We start from the raw sequence: 18811 nt of genomic DNA, 5'->3' as shown, positions 1-18811 counted from the left end.
TTCTCTGCTCTCGTAGGTGACCGGTCACTCGCCGCCGGAGGCGGCGAGGGCGTCGGCACCGCCGACGATCTCAGTGAGTTCCTGAGTGATCTCGGCCTGGCGGGCCGTGTTGGCCAACCGGGTGTAGGTCTTGATGAGTTCGTCGGCGTTGTCCACCGCAGTGTTCATCGCCTGCTGGCGAGCCGCCTGCTCCGCCGCCGAGGCGTTGAGCAGGGCGGCGAGGATCCGCGAGTCGATGTAGCGCGGGAGCAGCGAATCGAGCACTTCCTCCGCACTCGGCTCGAACTCGTAGAGCGGGAACACCTGATCCTGCTCGAAGCTCGGCGCGGTCGGCTCGGTGCGCACCTCGGGCACGCTCGAGTCGTCCTCCGCCTCGACGACCTCGAGCGGGATGAGCCGACGGTACTCCGGCTCACGGGCGATGCTCGAGATGAAGCGGGTGTAGACGAGGTAGATCTCGTCGACCCCGCCGTCCTCGACGGGAGTGTGGAACGCCTCGACGAGCTGCTCGCCGATCTCACGGGCGTGAGCGGCCTCCGGCGCCTCGGAGAACCCGGTCCACGCCCGGGCGAGCTCGCGCTCCCGGAAGGTGTAGTAGGTCTCCGCCTTGCGGCCGACGGTGTACAGCGACACCTGCTTGCCGTCCTCGCCGAGCATGCGGACGAGCTCCTCGGCCTCACGGATGACGTTCGCCGAGTAGGCGCCGGCGAATCCGCGGTCGGGGCCGATCACGACCACCGCGGCCCGCTGCGCGTTCTCGGGCTCGGTGGTGAGGGTGTGATCGACGTTCGACTGCGTGGCGACGGCGGACACCGCACGGGTGAGCGCATTCGCGTACGGGCTCGCGGCCTGCACGCGTCCGATCGCCTTCTGGATCCGGGACGCAGCGATGAGCTCCATGGCCTTGAAGATCTTCCGCAAGGACTTCGTGGAGTTGATCTTCGCCTTGAAGACCCTCTGCTGGGCTCCCATCAGATGTTCCTTTCGCTAGCGAGCGTCATGGGGTCGGTCAGGCCTTCTTGGCCGAGGACCCGCGCGACTGCTTGACGATCTTCTCCTGCTGCACCTCGTCGGCCTGGGCGGAGTCGAACTCCTCCGAGCCGGCGTGGATGCCCGCATCCGAGGACGGCTGGAAGCCGGCCTTGAAGTCGGTGATCGCCTGATCGAGCTCGCTGATGATCTCATCGGAGAGCTTGGCGGTGAGATCACGGATCGTGTCGAGCAGATTCGTCTTCCGCTCGAGGTGCTCGTGAAACTCCGCTTCGAACCGCAGCACGTCCTCGACCGGGATGTCGTCGAGGTGACCCTCGGAGCCGGCCCAGATCGACACGGTCTGCTTCTCCGCCGACATTGGGGAGAACTGGTTCTGCTTGAGCAGCTCGGTGAGGCGGGCGCCGCGGGCCAGCTGCTGCTTGGTCGCAGGATCGAGGTCCGAGGCGAACATCGCGAAGGCCTCGAGCGAGCGGTACTGCGCGAGCGAGATCTTCAGCGTGCCCGACACACCGCGCAGCGGCTTCGTCTGGGCGGAGCCGCCGACGCGCGACACCGAGATGCCGACGTCGACCGCGGGGCGCTGGTTCGAGTTGAACAGATCCGACTGGAGGAAGATCTGGCCGTCGGTGATCGAGATGACGTTCGTCGGGATGAAGGCTCCGACGTCGTTCGCCTTGGTCTCGATGATCGGCAGGCCGGTCATCGAACCGCCGCCCATCGCGTCCGACAGCTTGGCGCAGCGCTCGAGCAGGCGGGAGTGGAGGTAGAACACGTCGCCCGGGTAGGCCTCACGACCCGGCGGACGGCGCAGCAGGAGGGAGATCGCACGGTAGGCCTCGGCCTGCTTCGACAGGTCGTCGAACACGATGAGGACGTGCTTGCCCTCGTACATCCAGTGCTGGCCGATGGCGGAGCCCGCGTAGGGGGCGAGGTACTTGAAGCCGGCGGGGTCGGAGGCCGGGGAGGCGACGATCGTGGTGTACTCGAGCGCACCCGACTCCTCGAGGCTGCGGCGCACCGAGGCGATGGTCGAGCCCTTCTGGCCGCAGGCGACGTAGATGCAGCGGACCTGCTTCTTCGGGTCGCCGGACTCCCAGTTGGCCTTCTGGTTGATGATCGTGTCGAGCGCGATCGCGGTCTTGCCGGTCTTGCGGTCGCCGATGATGAGCTGGCGCTGTCCGCGGCCGATCGGGATCATCGCGTCGATGGCCTTGAGGCCGGTCTGCAGCGGCTCCTTGACCTCCTTGCGGTCCATCACGCCGGCGGCCTGGAGCTCGAGCTCGCGGCGGCCGGTGGAGGCGATCTCGCCGAGTCCGTCGATCGGGTTGCCGAGCGGGTCGACGACGCGTCCGAGGTAGCCGTCGCCGACCGGGATCGACAGGACCTCGCCGGTGCGGTAGACGTTCTGCTCTTCGGCGATGCCTTCGAAGTCACCGAGGATGACGGCACCGATCTCGCGCTCATCGAGGTTCTGGGCGAGGCCGAGGGTGCCGTCCTCGAACCGGAGGAGCTCGTTCGCCATCACGCCGGGCAGGCCCGAGACGCTGGCAATGCCGTCACCGGCGGTGATGACCTTGCCGACCTCGGTCTTGTCTCCACCCTGCGGGTTGTACGATTCGACGAACTTCCCCAGGGCGTCCCGGATCTCCTCCGGACGAATTGTCAGTTCCGCCATCTGGTTTCCCTGCTTCCTTGTTTTCGAAGAGCGTCCCCGAGGTGGTCGGGTGGACCGCTCCATACCGTGTATGTGTGCCCGAGGTGCGCGGGCGGTGGTGTGTCAGCCGGCGAGCCGGCGACGGGCGTCTGCCAGACGATCCGAGATCGTCGAGTTCATCACCTCATCGCCGACCTGCACGCGCACTCCGCCGACGACTTCGGGATCGACGTGCACGTTGAGGACCAGCTCCCTGCCATAGGAGGCGGAGAGCGCTGCGGTCAGACGGTCCTGCTGTTCGGGGCTCAACGGCTGGGCGACCGTCACCTCGGCGACGGAGCGCTGCTGGCGCGCCGCGAGCACCTCGGAGTAGGTGTCCAGCGTCTCCGAGACCCGCAGGCCGCGCGGGTGCGCTGCTGCCTGGGAGGCGAGACGGACGGTGTCGGTCGAGGCTTTCGAGCCGAGCAGGTCCGCGACGAGCGCACGCTTGGACTCCGCGGGCGCGGCGGACTCGAAGGCCCAGCCGAGCTCGTGATCGGATTCCAGCAGGCGGCTGAAGCGGAACAGCTCCTCCTCGACCTGCCCGAGCCGGCCGGCGGTCTGGGCCTCGGCCGCGACCGCCGTGACGCCGGCGACCTCGAGCGCGGTGACGTAGTCCTGCGCCCGTGCCCAGTGACGGGCGGCCGCGGCGAGGGCGATGTCGAGCGCGCGCTCGTCCACCGAATCGGCGAACAGGCTCGTGAGCACACCGCGCTTGCGCTCGGCTTCGATCGCCGAGTCCGCCATCGCCCGGCGCAGCTGGGTGTTGTCCGCCAGCACCGAGACCATGCCGAGCAGGCCGTCGGCCAGCGCGGCACCGGAACCCTGCCCGAGGGCGGTGTCCAGGTCCTGCAGCGTGAGGGCGAGTGAGCTTCTGCTCGACTGGAGCATCAGTACTCCTTCACCGGCTGAGCCGCAGGGGTCTGCGCTTCGAGGTCGGCGATGAAGCGGTCGACGACGTTCGCGGCGCGCTGGTCGTCGCGCAGGCTCTCGCCCACGATCCGCGAGGCCAGATCGGTGGCGATGCCGCCGACCTCACCGCGCAGCGAGACCATCGCGGCCTGCCGCTCGGCCTCGATCTGCGCCTTGGCCTGCGCGATGATGCGCTCGGCCTCGTCGTTGGCGTTCTGCTTCATCTCTGCCAGGATCTGCGCGCCCTCTTCCTGGGCCTCGGCCCGGAGCCGTGCGGCCTCGGCGCGACCGTCGGCGAGCTGCTTCTGGTACTCGGCGAGGGCCTCGTCGGCCTCCGCCTGCACCCGCTCAGCCTTCTCGATGCCGCCTTCGATGGCCTGTGCGCGCTCGTCCAGGATGTCCCTGAACTTCGGCAGCACGAGCTTCCAGAAGGCGAAGAAGATGATGGCGAAGCAGACCGCTGACCAGATGATGTCATAGGTCGCCGGCAGCAGGGGGTTGGCAGTCTCTCCTGCTGCAAGCACTGAAATCGGGGTCATGTGATCGCTCTGCTTCCGTTATCAGACGGCGAAGATGAAGTGTGCGGCGACGCCGAGGAACGCCAGGAGCTCGACGAACGCGATGCCGAGGAACATGGTGGTGCGCAGCTGACCGGAGACCTCCGGCTGGCGGGCCATGCCCTCGACGGTCTTGCCGACGAGAATGCCGATGCCGATACCCGGGCCGATGGCCGACAGGCCGTATCCGACGGTCGAGATGCTGCCGGAGACTTCGGCGAGAATGGTGGTGTCCACGTGGGTTCTTCCTTCCGATTACTGAAATCCGACTGGTGGGTCGGACTCGTTCCTAGCCGTTGGTTGACAGGTTCAATGGGCCGGCTCAGTGGTCCTGGGACACGCTGAGCTGGATGTAGGCGGCGGTGAGCAGCGCGAAGATGTAGGCCTGCAGGATCGCGACCAGGATCTCGAACAGCGTGAACGCGAAGCCGCCGATGAAGGTGAGTGCGCCGAAGGCCGCCCAGGCCCCGCCGAGCTCGACGATGAAGTACTGGGTGGCCGCGAAGCACAGCACCAGGAGGAGGTGTCCGACGAGCATGTTGAACGTGAGTCGGAGGGTGAGGCTGAGCGGGCGGGCGACGAAGGTCGAGACCGCCTCGATCGGGGTGACGAGGATGTACATCGCCTTGGGCACGCCGGCCGGGAAGAGCTGGCTCTTGATGTACTGGCCGCCGCCCTGGGCCTTGATGCCGGCGCCGATCATGACGACGTAGGCGACGAGCGCCATGACGAGCGGCATGCCGATGTTCGCGTTCGACGAGATGTTGAGGAACGGGATGATGCCGGTGATGTTGAGGGCGAAGACCGACAGGAAGATCACCGCGATGAGCGGGAAGAAGCGGTCGCCGTCCTTCTTGCCGAGCATGTCGTAGGCGATGCCCTTGCGGATGAAGTCGAGGACCATCTCCGCGATCGACTGGCCGCGGCCCGGGACGAGCTTGGGGTTGCGCAGTAGCCACACGAAGAGCAGCACGAGCAGCAGGCTCACGATGATCCGGATGATCATGATCCGGTTGAGCTCGAACGGAGTGCCCGCGAACAGAACTGCCGGTGGATAGAACTCCTCGAGTCCGGGGGCGTGGAAACCGCCTCCCTCGCTCGCTGCGAGAAGCATTGTCGGTGACAAGGCAGCTGGAGTGAACAGGGCTGACTCCTGACGACTCGGCGGGGCGAACCGGGCTCCCGATTGACCACCATGGACGAACACTGACCGGCGCGCGCACCTCGATCCCGGAAGGGGTGAGAGGTGAGGCTGACGCCTGCGAAATCTGCACGGTGTGCGTTCAGGCACTCCACGGCGATTCCACAGTCACTCTACCAACCGTAGAGGGCCAGACCAAACCGGATCGCCGCTCCGGGCGGGGTGCCCCCGGCCCTCCGGGCGCCTACTTCGGGTCGATGATCGGGAGCCGGGCGCGCTGCACCGTGACGACGTCGACGATGAGGGAGGCGAAGGCACCGACGGCGAGTGTGACGAAGAGCACCCAGGGATCGTAGAAGTCGAGGTTGCGCAGGCTCGCGGTGAGCGCGATGAGGCCGGCGACCTTGAGGAGGAACCCGCCGAGCACGGCCCCGGCCATGACCACCGGGGAGGAGTCCGCGGTGAGGAGCATGAGGAGGGCGGTGATGGCGAAGAACACGAAGGCGGTGGCCGCACCGATGAGCGCCCCCCACACCCCCGGCATCCCGGCGACGAGGTACCCGACGCCGGTGGCGATGACGGCGATGACGGCGGTGATGAGCAGACCGCGCACGATGATGCCGCGCATGATCGTCCGGACGGTGTCGTGGGCAGTCATATTTCCTCCTTGGCCCGCAGACGGGCGCGCAGCGGGTAGAACGTCAGGATGAGGGTCACGGCGATCGCGACGAGGAGCACGGAGATCACGGTGCCGGGCGGGAGCATGAGGAAGGACACCGTGCCGAAGGCGAAGATCGCCGTCCACAGGTAGAGCAGGAGCACCGCGCGGGCGTGGGAGTGCCCGAGCCGGAGCATGCGGTGGTGGAGGTGCTTGGCGTCGGCGGAGAACGGCGACTGGCCGGCGAGCATGCGGCGCACCACGGCGAGCATGAGGTCGAGCAGCGGCAGGAACATCACCGCGACCGGGAGGATGATCGGGAGGAAGGTCGGGAGCACGCGCTCGCGGCCGAGCAGCGCCGGGTCGACCTGGCCGGTGACGCGGATCGTCGAGGCGGCGAGCAGCAGGCCGATGAGCATCGAGCCGGAGTCGCCCATGAAGATCCGGGCCGGGTTGAAGTTGTGGGGCAGGAAGCCCAGGCAGGCGCCGACGAGCACGGAGATGATGAGCGAGGCGAGGTTGGCGTAGCTGTCCGGGCTGGTGTCCACGGCGAGCCCGTAGGAGTAGACGAAGAACGCCACTCCCCCGATCGTCACGACGCCGGCGGCGAGCCCGTCGAGGCCGTCGACGAAGTTCACCGCGTTGATCGTCACGAGCACGACGAGCACGGTGACGATGATCGACATCCGCGGCGAGCCGATGATGACCTCGTTGAACGGGATCGAGAGCATCGCGACCCCGTTGAGTGCCATGAAGCCCGCGGCGAGCGTCTGCCCGGCGAGCTTGGTGATCCAGTGGAGGTCCCAGATGTCGTCGATGACGCCGAGCAGGCACAGCATCGCCGCGGCCCCGGCGATCCCGATGATCGGCGCGGGCTGTTCGAAGAGCTCCTCGAGGAACGGGGTGCGCGAGGCGAAGAGCAGCCCGACCATGACCCCGGCGAAGATCGCGACCCCGCCGAGGCGCGGCGTCGGCACCGAGTGGACGTCGCGTTCGCGCAGGGGCGAGAAGATCAGCCCCCGCTCCGCGATGCGCCGGACCATCGGGGTCACGAGGTAGGTGGTGATCGCGGCGATCACCAGGATGAACAGGTAGGCGCGCACTCAGCCGTCCACATCCACGAGGTCCGGCACGACCTCGAGAAGCTGCCCGTGGGTGATCGGTCCGGAGCGGACGAGGCGCGGGGGTCGCGCGGTCATGTCGACGATCGTCGAGGACCTCCCGCCGAGCACCGGGCCGCCGTCGAGGTAGACGTCGACGGCATCGCCGAGCATCGATTCGGCCTGGTCCGCGGTCGAGGCGGCCGGGGATCCCGTGGTGTTCGCGCTCGACACCGCGAGCGGCCCGGTGAGGACGAGGAGCTCGCGCGTCCGGTCCTCGTCGGGCATCCGGATCGCGACCGTGCCGTGGGTGTCGCCGAGGTCCCAGTCGAGGAACGGCTGGGCGGTGCAGATGATCGTGAGCGGACCCGGCCAGAAGCGCTTCGTCAACGTGAGGATGCGTTCGTCGGCGACCTCGGCGAGCCCCATGAGCGCCTCGCGCCGGCCAACGAGGACCGGCGGCGGCATGTCCCGGCCGCGGCCCTTGGCGGCGAGGAGCTTCGCCACCCCCTCCGGGGAGAAGGCGTCGGCGGCGATGCCGTACACCGTGTCGGTGGGGAGCACGATGAGCCCCTGGGCGCGCACGACGCGGGCGCACTCCTCGAACACGAGATCACGGACATCGTCGTTGCGGACGTCGAAGGTGCGTGACATCAGCTCTCTTCCGGTAGTGCGGCGGTCGTGAAGCGGTCCCTGTCAGTGTAATCGCGGTGGGTGCGCGCACCGGTGAAGCCGCTCGCCGTGAGCAGGGTGCGCAGCGCCGCACCCTGGGTGTCGTCGTGCTCGACGACGATCGTGCCGCCGGGTCGGAGCACCCGGACGCCGGCGCGCACCACTGCTGCCGGCAGCTCCATGCCGTCGGCGCCCCCGCCGAACAGCGCGCTCGCCGGGTCGTGCTCCCCGACCTCGGGGGCGTCCGGCGTGCGTCCGGCGGGGATGTAGGGCGGGTTGGAGACGAGGACGTCGAAGGCGCCGATCTCCGGGAGTTCGCGGATGTCGGCGGCGAGCAGCGTGACCGTGCTGCCGGCGGCTGCCACGGCGTGCCGGTGGGTGTCGACATCGACATTGCGATGCGCGGCGGCGAGCGCGGCTTCTTCCTTCTCCACCGCGACGACGGTGCTGCCGGGCACCTCGGTCGCGACGGCGAGGGCGATCGCGCCGGAGCCGGTGCACAGATCGAGGATGCGCGGCCGCTCGATGCCGCGGGCGGCGGCGATCACCTGATCGACGAGGAGCTCGGTCTCGGGGCGCGGGATGAAGACCCCCGGGCCGACAGCGAGCTCGAGGTAGCGGAAGGCGGCGGAGCCGGTGATGTGCTGGAGCGGCTCGCGGGCGCAGCGGCGCTCGAGCAGGTCGGCGAGGCGGGCGCGCACGGGCTCCGGGACGGCGGTGCCGCGCAGGGAGCGCAGCCCGAGCTCACCCGGGGTGCAGTCCCAGGCGTGGGCGAGGAGCAGCCGCGCGTCGGCCGCCGCATGAGGGCACTGCGGCCTCACGCAGCCGGTCGGCCGTGACGGCGAGCACGGCGTCGGGGGTGGGAGCGGGCATCGGGGCTCAGCCGATCGCGTCGAGTCGGCGGGCGCGCTCGGCGGCCCGGGAGGACTCGATGACCGGGTCGAGCTGGCCGGACAGCACCTGGTCGAGGTTGTGGGCCTTGTACCCCGTGCGGTGGTCGGCGATCCGGTTCTCCGGGAAGTTGTACGTGCGGATCCGCTCGGAGCGGTCGACCGTGCGCACCTGGGTGCGGCGCAGGTCGTTGGCGGCGGCGGCCGCTTCCTCCGCCTGGCGGGCGAGGATCCGGGCGCGCAGGATGCGCATCGCGGCCTCGCGGTTCTGGAGCTGCGACTTCTCGTTCTGGCAGCTCGCCACGATGCCGGTGGGCAGGTGGGTGATCCGGACGGCCGAGTCGGTGGTGTTGACGGACTGTCCGCCCGGCCCGGAGGAGCGGTAGACGTCGATCCGGAGGTCGGAGTCCGCGATCTGGACCTCCTCGGGCTCGTCGACCTCGGGGAACACGAGCACGCCGGCGGCCGAGGTGTGGATCCGGCCCTGCGATTCGGTCACCGGTACGCGCTGCACGCGGTGCACGCCGCCCTCGAACCGCAGCCAGCCGTACACTCCCCCGTCCTTCGACTTCACAGCGAGGGTGACGTCCTTGCTGCCACCGAGGTCGGAGGCGGTCCGGTCGAGGATCTCCGTCGTCCAGCCGCGGGAGTCCGCCCACCGCTGGTACATGCGCAGGAGGTCGGAGGCGAACAGCGCGGATTCCTCGCCGCCCTCCCCCGCCCGGATCTCGATGAGGGCGTCGCGGGCGTCGTCGGGGTCGCGCGGCACGAGCAGCTCGCGCAGGCGGGCGAGCAGCGCGCTGCGACGCTCGGTGAGCTCCTCGACCTCAGCGGCGAAGGACGCGTCCTCCGCGGAGAGCTCGGCCGCGGCGCCGAGATCGGCGTCGACGGCGGTGAGCTCGCGCCAGCACTCGGCCACCTGGTCGAGCTCGGCGTAGCGCCGGGTCAGGCGCCTCGCCGACCCGGGGTGCTGGTGCACCTCCGGGTCGGCGAGGTCCTGCTCGACGCGCGCGTGCTCGTCGAGGAGCGAGCGCACCGTCTGGGTGAGCGATTCGATGTCCGCGCCGGCATGCCCTGCGCTCATCGATCAGTGCTCGTCGGCGGCGGACTTCGGCAGCGGAGTCGTCTTCTGCACCTGCATGAGGAACTCCGCGTTCGAGCCGGTCTCCTTGAGCTTCGACAGGAGCAGCTCGAGCGACTGCTGCTGCTCGAGACCGGACAGCACGCGACGCAGCTTCCACATAATCTTCCGCTCCTCTGGGCTCATGAGGTTCTCCTCACGACGGGTGCCCGAGGAGTTGACGTCCACGGCCGGGTAGATGCGCTTGTCCGCGAGGTGGCGGCTGAGGCGCAGCTCCATGTTGCCGGTGCCCTTGAACTCCTCGAAGATCACCTCGTCCATCTTCGACCCGGTCTCGACGAGCGCGGTGGCGAGGATGGTGAGCGAGCCGCCGCCCTCGATGTTGCGCGCGGCACCGAAGAACTTCTTCGGCGGGTAGAGCGCATTGGCGTCCACACCGCCGGACAGGATGCGTCCGGACGCCGGCTGGGCGAGGTTGTAGGCGCGCCCCAGGCGGGTGATGTTGTCGAGGAGCACGACGACGTCCTGGCCCATCTCGACGAGGCGCTTGGCGCGCTCGATGGCGAGCTCGGCGATCGTCGTGTGGTCGTCCGCCGGGCGGTCGAAGGTCGAGGCGATGACCTCGCCCTTGACCGCGCGCTCCATGTCGGTGACCTCTTCGGGGCGCTCGTCGACGAGCACGACCATGAGGTGCACCGCGGGGTTGTTCGCGGCGATCGCGTTCGCGATCTGCTGCATGATCATCGTCTTGCCGGCCTTGGGCGGCGCGACGATGAGGCCGCGCTGACCCTTGCCGATCGGGGCGACGAGGTCGATGATGCGTCCGGAGATCTGCTTCGAGGTGGTCTCCATCCGCAGGCGCTCCTGCGGGTAGAGCGGGGTGAGCTTGGAGAACTCGACGCGCCGCTTGGCGTCCTCGACGCTCAGGCCGTTGACGGAGTCGAGGCGCACGAGCGCATCGAACTTCTCGCGCTTGCCGGAGCGCTGCTCGCCCTCGCGGGACTGGCGGATCGCGCCGACGACGACGTCGCCCTTGCGCAGGCCGTTGCGCTTGACCATGTTCGCCGAGACGTAGACGTCGTTCGGCCCCGGGAGGTAGTTCGTCGTGCGCAGGAAGGCGTAGTTGTCGTGGACATCGAGGATGCCGCCGACGGGGATGAGCACGTCGTCGGGCCGGAGCTCCGGCTCGTCGAAGTCGTTGCGCCCACCGCGCCGCTTGCGGTCGCGCCCCCGGTTCCGGCCGCGCCGGTCGGAGTCGCGGTCGTGGCGGTCGTTCCCGCGGTCCCGGTTCTGGCCGCCGCGGTCGTTGCGGTCGTTCCGGTCATTGTTCCGGTCATTGCGGTCGTTGTTCCGGTCATTACGATCACGGTTGTCGCCGCGCTCGTTCCGGTCGTTGTTCCGGTCATTGCCGCGATCGTTGCGATCGTTGCCGCGCTCGTTGTTGCGATCGTTGTTGCGGTCATTGCGGTCGCGGTTGCCGTTCCGGTCGCCGCCCCGCTCGTTGCGATCGCTGTTCCGCTCGCCGCCGTGGTCGTTGTTCCGGTCGTTCCCACGATCACGGTTCCGGTCATCGCTGCGGTCGCTGCCGTGGTCGCGCTTGTCGCCGCCCTGGTCTCCCCCGCGCTCGGCGCGGGAGTCGCCCTGGTCGCGGTTCTCGTCGCGGTCGCCGCCGCGGCGTCGGCCGCGGCCGGGCTGCTCGCCGCGCTCCTCGGCGGGGGTGCCGGACTCGGCACCCTGCCCACGGGTCTCACCGGCCTGCGCGGCATCGCCGCCGCGACGGCGCGGCGAGCGGCGCGAGCGCTGCTCGCCCTCGGTCTGCTCGGCACCCTGCATGTTCCCGGTGGGGGCCTCGGGCGCGGAGGCGGGGGTCGTCGGGGCGGCGGGCGCCTCGGCAGCGGGAGCGGCGGGCGCCTCGGCGGCCTGCGAACGGCGGGCCGGGGCGGCGCTCTGCCGTCCGCCGGCGGAGTTGATGGCGTCGATGAGGTCGCTCTTGCGCAGACGCCGGTATCCCTTGATACCCAGACCTGCTGCCATCTCCTGGAGCTGCGGGAGCCGCAGTGCGGTCAGGCTTCCCGTGCGGGCGGCAGAGTCATTGTTCGTGGTCTCAGTCACGAAGGTTCCTTCTCCCTCGTTCGGCTGCGGGGAAGTCGTACATGGATTCCGCAGCGATGGACGGCGCGCATGACACTGCACGCTCTCAATGGAGTACCCTGAAGATTTCAGATGCGGTACGAAGAATGTTCCCGGCGAATCCGCTTCGATACGGTAACGATCCGAGCAGAGCCACGCTCGACGGAGTCGATCCGAACGGACCTGACAGCTCACGACTTCTCGTGAGGGAACGGCTCCAGCCTACACTTCGACACCGGTCAGCGCGAATCGGACCCGCCGTGCACCGCTCGGCTCCCCCACCCTGCTCCCCGCCGGCTGGGCGGCTGGCCTGGGAGCCCTCCGTGGAGCCCCGGGCGGTGTGCTCAAGACTCGTCGACGACCGTGGTGAGGACCCCCACCGGCGCGATCGCGGTCGCGAGGATCCGGGCGGGATCGCCGCGCAGCACGGCGGCCACGCGCTCGGCGAGGTCGTCACCGGTGCCGAGCACCGCGACGGTCGGGCCGGCGCCCGACACGACGGCCGCCAGACCGGCGGCACGCAGCGCGTCGACGCGCTCGAGAGACTCGAGCATCGCCGGCCGGCGGTAGTTCTGGTGGAGGCGGTCGACGGTCGCCTCGAGGAGCATCCCCGGGTCATGGGAGATCGCATAGGCGAACAGCCCGGCGATCGCGGAGTTCGCCGCCGCATCGGTGTGCGGGACCGTCTCCGGCAGCAGGGACCGGGCGATCGCGGTGTCGAGCCGGGTTTCGGGCACGATGAGCACCGCGCGCACGCCGTCGGCCACGGGGACCGACACCGACTGCGCGGCACCGCCGATGTCGGTGAAGCTGATCGTCACTCCCCCGAACAGCGCCGGCGCGGCATTGTCGGGATGACCCTCGAAGTGCGTCGCCCAGGCCAGCCGGCCGGCGGCGGTCTCCGGCTCGCATCCGGCGGCCTGCCCGATCGCGTCGGCGATCGCGATGCCGGCGACGACGGCGGAGGCCGAGGACCCCATGCCGCGCGACTGCGGGATGACGTTGCGGGCCTCGAGCTCGAGGCGGTCGCCGAGCTCGAGCCCGCGCGCGGCGAGCACCTCGCGGGCGACCCGGTGGATGAGGTGCGCGGTGCTCCGGGGCAGCACGTCCGCGCCCTCGCCGGAGACGGTGACACAGGCCTCGGGGTCGATGGGTGCGGGCGTGATCCGGGCGCGCACCGCATCGCGGATGTCGAGCGCCATGCCGAAGCTGTCGTAGCCGGCGCCGAGGTTCGCCGAGGTGGCGGGCACCTCGACGAGCACCTCGAGGCCGGCCGGGATCCGGTCACCGCGCACGGAGGAGTCGGCAGGCGTGCCCACCGGCATCAGCCCTCCTCGAGTCCGAGCGCACGGGCTGCCGACACGGCGTCGACCGATACCCGGGTGGGCTCGAGATCCGCGCCGTCGGCAGTGCGGATCGCCCACTGCGGGTCCTTGAGCCCGTGCCCGGTGACCGTGCACACGATCGTCGCTCCGGACGGCACCTCTCCGGCGTCGGAGCGCTTGAGCAGACCGGCGATCGAGGCCGCCGAGCCCGGCTCGACGAAGATCCCCTCGGTCGAGGACAGGAGGCGGTGCGCGGCGAGGATCTCGTCGTCGGTGACGGAGTCGATGAGGCCCTCGGACTCGTCGCGGGCGGCGATCGCCTGCTCCCACGAGGCCGGGTTGCCGATCCGGATCGCGGTCGCGACGGTCTCCGGCTCGTCGACCGGGTGACCGAGCACGAGCGGGGCGGCACCCGCGGCTTGGAAGCCCCACATCCGCGGGCGGGAGTCCGCCAGGCCGAGCTCCGCGTACTCGCGGTAGCCCTTCCAGTAGGCGGTGATGTTGCCGGCGTTGCCGACGGGCAGGACGTGGATGTCCGGGGCCTGCCCGAGCCGGTCGACGACCTCGAACGACGCGGTCTTCTGGCCCTCGATGCGGTCGGGGTTGACCGAGTTGACGAGGTGCACCGGGTAGGCCTCGGAGAGCTTGCGGCACAGGGTGAGGCAGTCGTCGAAGTTGCCGTCGATCTCGAGGAGCTCCGCGCCGTGCGCGACGGCCTGGCTCATCTTGCCCACCGAGATCTTGCCGGCCGGCACGAGCACCGCGCACGTGAGCCCGGCCTTCGTCGCGTAGGCCGCCGCCGAGGCCGAGGTGTTCCCGGTCGAGGCGCAGATCACGGCCTTGGCGCCGTACTCCACGGCCTTCGAGATCGCCATCGTCATGCCGCGGTCCTTGAAGGAGGCGGTCGGGTTCATGCCCTCGTACTTGACCCACACCTCGGCACCGGTGCGCTCGGAAAGGCCGGCGGCGTGGATGAGCGGCGTGCCGCCCTCCCCCAGGGTGACGGCGGCGGTGGTGTCAGCGATGTCGAGGAGGCCGCGGTACTCCTCGATGACTCCCTGCCACTGGTGGCGGTGCTGTGCGTTCATGGGGTTCCTTCCGGACATGTCGGGCGGGCGGGGCGCGGGCGGCTCAGTGGCCCTCGATGCGCAGCACCGAGGTCAGGGCGTTGACGACGTCGAGCGCGGCGAGCCGGTCGACGGTGCGGCGCAGCGCGGCATCGGTGCCCGAGTGCGTGGCGATGACGAGCTTGGCGCGCTGCTCGGTGCCCTCGGGCTCGTCGACGACCTGGGTCTGCTGGACGAGCTCGATCGACACCTGCTCCGAGGCGAACACCTCGGTCACCCGGGAGAGCACGCCGGGCCGGTCGAACACGTCGAGGGTGATCTGGTAGCGGGTGGTGATCGCGGAGATCGGCAGCACCGGGCGGCGCACCGCGACCGCGCGCTCGTACTGGCCGCGGCCGCCGAGCACCTTGCGGCGGCCGACCGACACGACGTCGCCGAGCACGGCCGAGGCGGTCGGCGCCCCACCGGCGCCCTGGCCGTAGAACATGAGCTCGCCGGCGGCCTCGGCCTCGACGAACACCGCGTTGAACGCGCCGCCGACGCCGGACAGCACGTGGTCGCGCGGGAGCAGCGCGGGGTACACGCGGGCGGAGACTCCCGGGCCCTCGGGCGAGTCCGCGAGCTCCTCGCAGATCGCGAGCAGCTTGATGGTGAAGCCCTGCGCACGGGCGGTCTCGATCATGTCGGCGGTGACGCCGGTGATGCCCTCGACATCGACGTCGTCGATGGTGACGGGGGTGTGGAAGGCGATCGCGGCGAGGATCGCGGCCTTCGCGGCGGCGTCGTGGCCGCCGATGTCCGCCGTCGGGTCCGCCTCGGCGAAGCCGAGCTCCTGCGCTGTGCGCAGCGCGGGGTCGAAGTCCCACCCCTCGGAGTCCATCTGGTCGAGGATGTAGTTCGTCGTGCCGTTGACGATGCCCATGACGCGGGTGATCCGGTCACCGGCGAGCGAGTCGCCGACGGGGCGGATGATCGGGATCGCCCCGGCGACCGCGGCCTCGTGCTCGAGGCGCACCTCGGCGGAGTCGGCGGCCTGCATGAGCTCGCCGTAGGACTCCGCGAGCAGCGCCTTGTTCGCCGTCACCACCGAGGCCCCCGAACGCAGCGCCGCGAGGATGAGCTCGCGGGCGGGTTCGATGCCGCCCATGAGCTCGATGACGATGTCGGCACCGGCGATCGCGGCCTGGGCGTCGGTGGTGAGGAGCTCCGCGGGGATGCCGGGGCGCTCCTTGTCCGCGTCGCGCACGGCGACGGCGGTGAGCTCGAGGCGCGCTCCGGTGCGCTGGGCGAGATCGTCCCCGTTCTCGAGGATCCGGCGGGCGACCTCGGTGCCGACGACACCGCAGCCGAGCATGGCGACGTGCAGAGATTTCATAGGGTTCTCACTCTTCGGGATCGGTCCCGGGCGCGAACCCGGGGTCGGTGGCGAACATGTCCTGATAGCTCTCGGGGCGGATCGCCCAGCGGACCTCGGCACCCTCGACGGCGAGCACCCCGGGGCGGGGCACGTGGTTGTAGTTCGAGGCGAGCGGTCGGCAGTAGGCGCCGGTGCCGGGCACCGCGATGAGGTCGCCGGCGGTGATGTCGGCCGGCAGGTACTCGTCGCGGACGACGATGTCCCCGCTCTCGCAGTGCTTGCCGACGACGCGCACGACGACGGGCGATTCTGCCGAGGCGCGGTTGGCGAGCGTGCACGAGTAGTCGGCGTCGTAGAGGGCGGTGCGGATGTTGTCGCTCATCCCGCCGTCGACGCTGACGTAGCAGCGCACTCCGCTGCCGGTGTCGACGGGTTTGACCGTGCCGGCCCGGTAGAGGGTGAACATCGCCGGGCCGGCGATCGCGCGACCGGGCTCGAAGGACACGAGCGGCATCGCGCTGCCGTGCTCGGCACACGCCTTGGCGACGACGTCGGCGAGCTGCTCGGCGATCTCGGCGAACGGGGTCGGGGTGTCCTGCGAGGTGTACTGGATGCCGAACCCGCCGCCGAGGTCGACCTCGGGCAGGGATACCCCGTGGGCCCGCTCGAGCTGGGCCCGCAGGCCGATGATCCTGCCGGCGGCGACCTCGAACCCGGCCTTGTCGAAGATCTGCGATCCGATGTGGCTGTGGAGCCCGAGGAGTTCGAGCTCGGGGGCGTCGATGATCTGCGCCGCAGCCGCGGCGGCGTCCCCGCCCTGTAGGCTGAGCCCGAACTTCTGGTCCTCGTGGGCGGTCGCGATGAAGTCGTGGGTGTGCGCCTCGACGCCGACGGTGATGCGGAGCATCACGCGTGCGGTGATGCCGCGGGCGGCAGCGGCGGCGGCGACCCGCGGGATCTCGTCGAAGGAGTCGATGACGATGCGGCCGATCCCCCAGTCGAGGGCGTAGGCGATCTCCTCGTCCGACTTGTTGTTGCCGTGGAGGCCGACGAGCGCGGGGTCGAAGCCGGCCCGCTGCGCGACCATGAGCTCGCCCAGCGTGCAGCAGTCGAGGCCGAGCCCGGCCTCGGCGATCCAGCCGGCGGCCGCGGTGCAGAGGAACGCCTTGCCGGCGTAGTAGCCGCGGGCACCCGGGCCGACGCACTCGAAGGCGCGGGAGAAGACGGTGGCGAACTCGGCGGCGCGGGCTCGGAAGTCGGCGACGTCGAGGACGTACATCGGGGTGCCGTGCGCGGCGGCGAGGTCGACGACCGAGTGCCCGGCGATGCGCAGCACCCCGTCGTCGCCCTTGGTGACGTTCGCCGACCACAGGCTCGGCATGAGCGCGTTGACGTCGTCGGGGAACGGCAGCCAGACCGGGGACGGGACGGCGTGGAGACTGCCGGCGATGTGTGCGGGCACCCCTACATCCTCTCAGGCGCGCCGACGCCCAGGAGCTCGAGTCCATTGGCCAAGACGGTCGCGGTGGCCCGGTCGAGCATGAGGCGCGAGGAGTGCACAGAGGTGATCTCCTCATCGGTGCGCGGGGTCACGCGGCAGGCGTCGTACCACTTGTGGAACAGCCCGGCGACGCTCTCGAGGTAGCGAGCGATCCGGTGCGGCTCGCGCAGCTGCGCGGCCTGCGCGACGACGCGCGGGAAGTCGGCGAGCGCGGCGAGCAGCACCGTCTCCGTCGGGTCGGTGAGTGCGGCGGGGTCGAACGCCTCGGTGGTGATCCCGGCGGTCACGGCGTTGCGCTCGATGCTGCATGCGCGGGCGTGCGCGTACTGGACGTAGTAGACGGGATTGTCGTTGCTCGCCGAGCGGAGCACCTCGGGGTCGAGGGTGAGCGGCGAGTCCGCCGGGGTGCGGGCGAGCGAGTAGCGCACTGCGTCGGCGCCGAGCCAGTCGATGAGGTCGCGCAGCTCGATGATGTTGCCGGCGCGCTTGGAGAGCTTCGCCCCGTTGATCGAGATGAGCTGGCCGATGAGGACCTCGATGTTCGTCTCCGGATCGTCGCCGGCGGCCGCCGCGATCGCCTTGAGCCGGCCGATGTAGCCGTGGTGGTCGGCACCGAGGAGGTAGATCTTCTCGGTGAAGCCGCGGTCCTTCTTGTCGAGGTAGTAGGCGGCGTCGGCGGCGAAGTACGTGGGCTGGCCGTCGGCGCGGATGAGCACCCGGTCCTTGTCGTCGCCGAAGGTCGTGGTGCGCAGCCACACCGCTCCCCCGTCCTCGTAGACGTGCCCCTGCTCGCGGAGCCGGGCGACGGCCTTCTCGATCGCTCCGGAGGCGTGCAGGGACGCCTCGGAGAACCACACGTCGAAGTGCACGCCGAAATCCTGCAGCGTGCTGCGGATGTCGGCCATCTGCAGGGCGTAGGCGCGGTCGCGGACCTCGGCGCGGACCTCGTCCTCGGGGGCCTCGACGAGCGCGGGCCGCTCGGCGCGGATCGCCTCGGCGATGTCGGCGACGTACTGCCCCGGATAGCCGCCCTCGGGGACCGCGCGACCGTGCATGCGGGCGAGGACGGAGTTCGCGAAGGTGTCCATCTGCGATCCGGCGTCGTTGATGTAGTACTCACTGGCGACCTCGGCCCCGGCGGCGCGGAGCACACGGGCGATCGCGTCGCCGAGCGCGGCCCAGCGGGTGTGGCCGAGGTGGAGCGGACCGGTGGGGTTGGCGGAGACGAACTCCATGTTGACGACGTGTCCTGAGAGTGCGTCACCGGTGCCGTAGGACTCTCCGGCGGCGACGATGTCCGCCGCGAGGCGCCCGGCGGCATCGGCGGCGAGGGTGATGTTGAGGAAGCCGGGTCCGGCGACGTCGACGGCGTCGATGCCGGAGCGGGCGCGCAGCCGCTCGGCGATCTGCTCGGCGAGGTCGCGCGGCTTGAGGCCGGCCCGCTTGGCCGTCTGCAGGGCGATGTTCGACGCCCAGTCGCCGTGGTCGCGGATCTTCGGGCGCTCGACGACGATCGTGTCCGGCTCGGTGATCGCGAGGCCGGCGGCGTTGAGTTCGGCGATGACGGCGCTGATGGCCGACTTGAGTTCTTCAGGAGTCACCGTCTCAGGGTATTACCCGCAGGGCCGCGGGTGCGAGCCGGGTGGGGAGGGTGCGCCGGCGGGCGGGTACGGATCCGGTCGGCGGCACCGACCCGGCTCAGCGGTGCAGTGCCGTCAGCCGGGTCCCCGGTCG

General features: G+C 70.2%; 17 protein-coding genes. All 17 read right to left on the bottom strand.

What is annotated here, in order from left to right:
* Nucleotides 1-24 precede the first annotated feature (24 nt).
* The 17 genes from FDF13_RS09425 to argS all read right to left on the bottom strand — a co-directional run bounded on the left by FDF13_RS09425 (nucleotide 25) and on the right by argS (nucleotide 18678).
* On the bottom strand, nucleotides 25-972 hold the full coding sequence (locus FDF13_RS09425) for a F0F1 ATP synthase subunit gamma (RefSeq protein ID WP_137319420.1): 948 nt from the start codon (nucleotides 970-972) through the stop codon (nucleotides 25-27).
* A 37-nt stretch (nucleotides 973-1009) separates the two neighbouring features.
* Entirely contained in the window at nucleotides 1010-2668 is a 1659-nt protein-coding gene (gene atpA / locus FDF13_RS09420; RefSeq protein ID WP_137319419.1) for a F0F1 ATP synthase subunit alpha, read from the bottom strand.
* Between the two features lie 102 nt (nucleotides 2669-2770).
* Nucleotides 2771-3577 carry a F0F1 ATP synthase subunit delta gene (locus FDF13_RS09415; protein ID WP_137319418.1) on the bottom strand — a complete coding sequence of 269 codons (807 nt, stop codon included), beginning with the start codon at nucleotides 3575-3577 and terminating at the stop codon, nucleotides 2771-2773.
* Nucleotides 3577-4137, bottom strand: a complete 561-nt coding sequence (locus FDF13_RS09410; protein ID WP_137319417.1) for a F0F1 ATP synthase subunit B — start codon at nucleotides 4135-4137, stop codon at nucleotides 3577-3579. Before FDF13_RS09410 ends, FDF13_RS09415 begins: the two co-directional genes overlap by 1 nt.
* A 21-nt stretch (nucleotides 4138-4158) precedes the next feature.
* On the bottom strand, nucleotides 4159-4392 hold the full coding sequence (gene atpE / locus FDF13_RS09405) for an ATP synthase F0 subunit C (protein ID WP_137319416.1): 234 nt from the start codon (nucleotides 4390-4392) through the stop codon (nucleotides 4159-4161).
* An 85-nt stretch (nucleotides 4393-4477) separates the two neighbouring features.
* Nucleotides 4478-5269, bottom strand: a complete 792-nt coding sequence (gene atpB, locus FDF13_RS09400; RefSeq protein ID WP_137319415.1) for a F0F1 ATP synthase subunit A — start codon at nucleotides 5267-5269, stop codon at nucleotides 4478-4480.
* 271 nt (nucleotides 5270-5540) lie between these two features.
* Nucleotides 5541-5954 carry a hypothetical protein gene (locus FDF13_RS09395; protein ID WP_137319414.1) on the bottom strand — a complete coding sequence of 138 codons (414 nt, stop codon included), beginning with the start codon at nucleotides 5952-5954 and terminating at the stop codon, nucleotides 5541-5543.
* A complete protein-coding gene (locus FDF13_RS09390) occupies nucleotides 5951-7057 on the bottom strand; it encodes an MraY family glycosyltransferase (protein ID WP_137319413.1) in 1107 nt (368 codons plus the stop codon). The genes FDF13_RS09395 and FDF13_RS09390 overlap by 4 nt, the downstream gene beginning before the upstream one ends.
* Nucleotides 7058-7708: an L-threonylcarbamoyladenylate synthase gene (locus FDF13_RS09385; RefSeq protein WP_137319412.1), complete on the bottom strand. Its 651-nt coding sequence runs from the start codon at nucleotides 7706-7708 to the stop codon at nucleotides 7058-7060.
* Nucleotides 7708-8547 carry a peptide chain release factor N(5)-glutamine methyltransferase gene (gene prmC / locus FDF13_RS09380; protein WP_137319411.1) on the bottom strand — a complete coding sequence of 280 codons (840 nt, stop codon included), beginning with the start codon at nucleotides 8545-8547 and terminating at the stop codon, nucleotides 7708-7710. Before prmC ends, FDF13_RS09385 begins: the two co-directional genes overlap by 1 nt.
* 58 nt (nucleotides 8548-8605) lie before the next feature.
* Nucleotides 8606-9700 carry a peptide chain release factor 1 gene (prfA, locus tag FDF13_RS09375; protein WP_137319410.1) on the bottom strand — a complete coding sequence of 365 codons (1095 nt, stop codon included), beginning with the start codon at nucleotides 9698-9700 and terminating at the stop codon, nucleotides 8606-8608.
* A 3-nt stretch (nucleotides 9701-9703) separates the two neighbouring features.
* On the bottom strand, nucleotides 9704-11809 hold the full coding sequence (gene rho, locus FDF13_RS09370; protein WP_137319409.1) for a transcription termination factor Rho: 2106 nt from the start codon (nucleotides 11807-11809) through the stop codon (nucleotides 9704-9706).
* 362 nt (nucleotides 11810-12171) lie between these two features.
* Complete coding sequence (gene thrB, locus FDF13_RS09365; protein WP_137319408.1) at nucleotides 12172-13152, bottom strand: homoserine kinase; 981 nt, start codon at nucleotides 13150-13152, stop codon at nucleotides 12172-12174.
* A complete protein-coding gene (gene thrC, locus FDF13_RS09360) occupies nucleotides 13152-14240 on the bottom strand; it encodes a threonine synthase (protein WP_137319407.1) in 1089 nt (362 codons plus the stop codon). The genes thrB and thrC overlap by 1 nt, the downstream gene beginning before the upstream one ends.
* A gap of 43 nt (nucleotides 14241-14283) precedes the next feature.
* The gene (locus FDF13_RS09355; protein ID WP_137319406.1) at nucleotides 14284-15594 is read right to left on the bottom strand and encodes a homoserine dehydrogenase; all 1311 of its coding nucleotides are present in this window, start codon (nucleotides 15592-15594) and stop codon (nucleotides 14284-14286) included.
* 7 nt (nucleotides 15595-15601) lie between these two features.
* Nucleotides 15602-17038, bottom strand: coding sequence for a diaminopimelate decarboxylase (gene lysA / locus FDF13_RS09350; protein ID WP_137319405.1), 1437 nt, complete (start codon nucleotides 17036-17038; stop codon nucleotides 15602-15604).
* Between the two features lie 2 nt (nucleotides 17039-17040).
* A complete protein-coding gene (argS, locus tag FDF13_RS09345; RefSeq protein ID WP_137319404.1) occupies nucleotides 17041-18678 on the bottom strand; it encodes an arginine--tRNA ligase in 1638 nt (545 codons plus the stop codon).
* Nucleotides 18679-18811: the final 133 nt, after the last annotated feature.

The sequence above is a fragment of the Brevibacterium sp. CS2 genome, assembly GCF_005280295.1.
Classification (GTDB): Bacteria; Actinomycetota; Actinomycetes; order Actinomycetales; family Brevibacteriaceae; genus Brevibacterium; species Brevibacterium pityocampae.
This window is presented reverse-complemented; position numbering and strand designations above follow the sequence as displayed.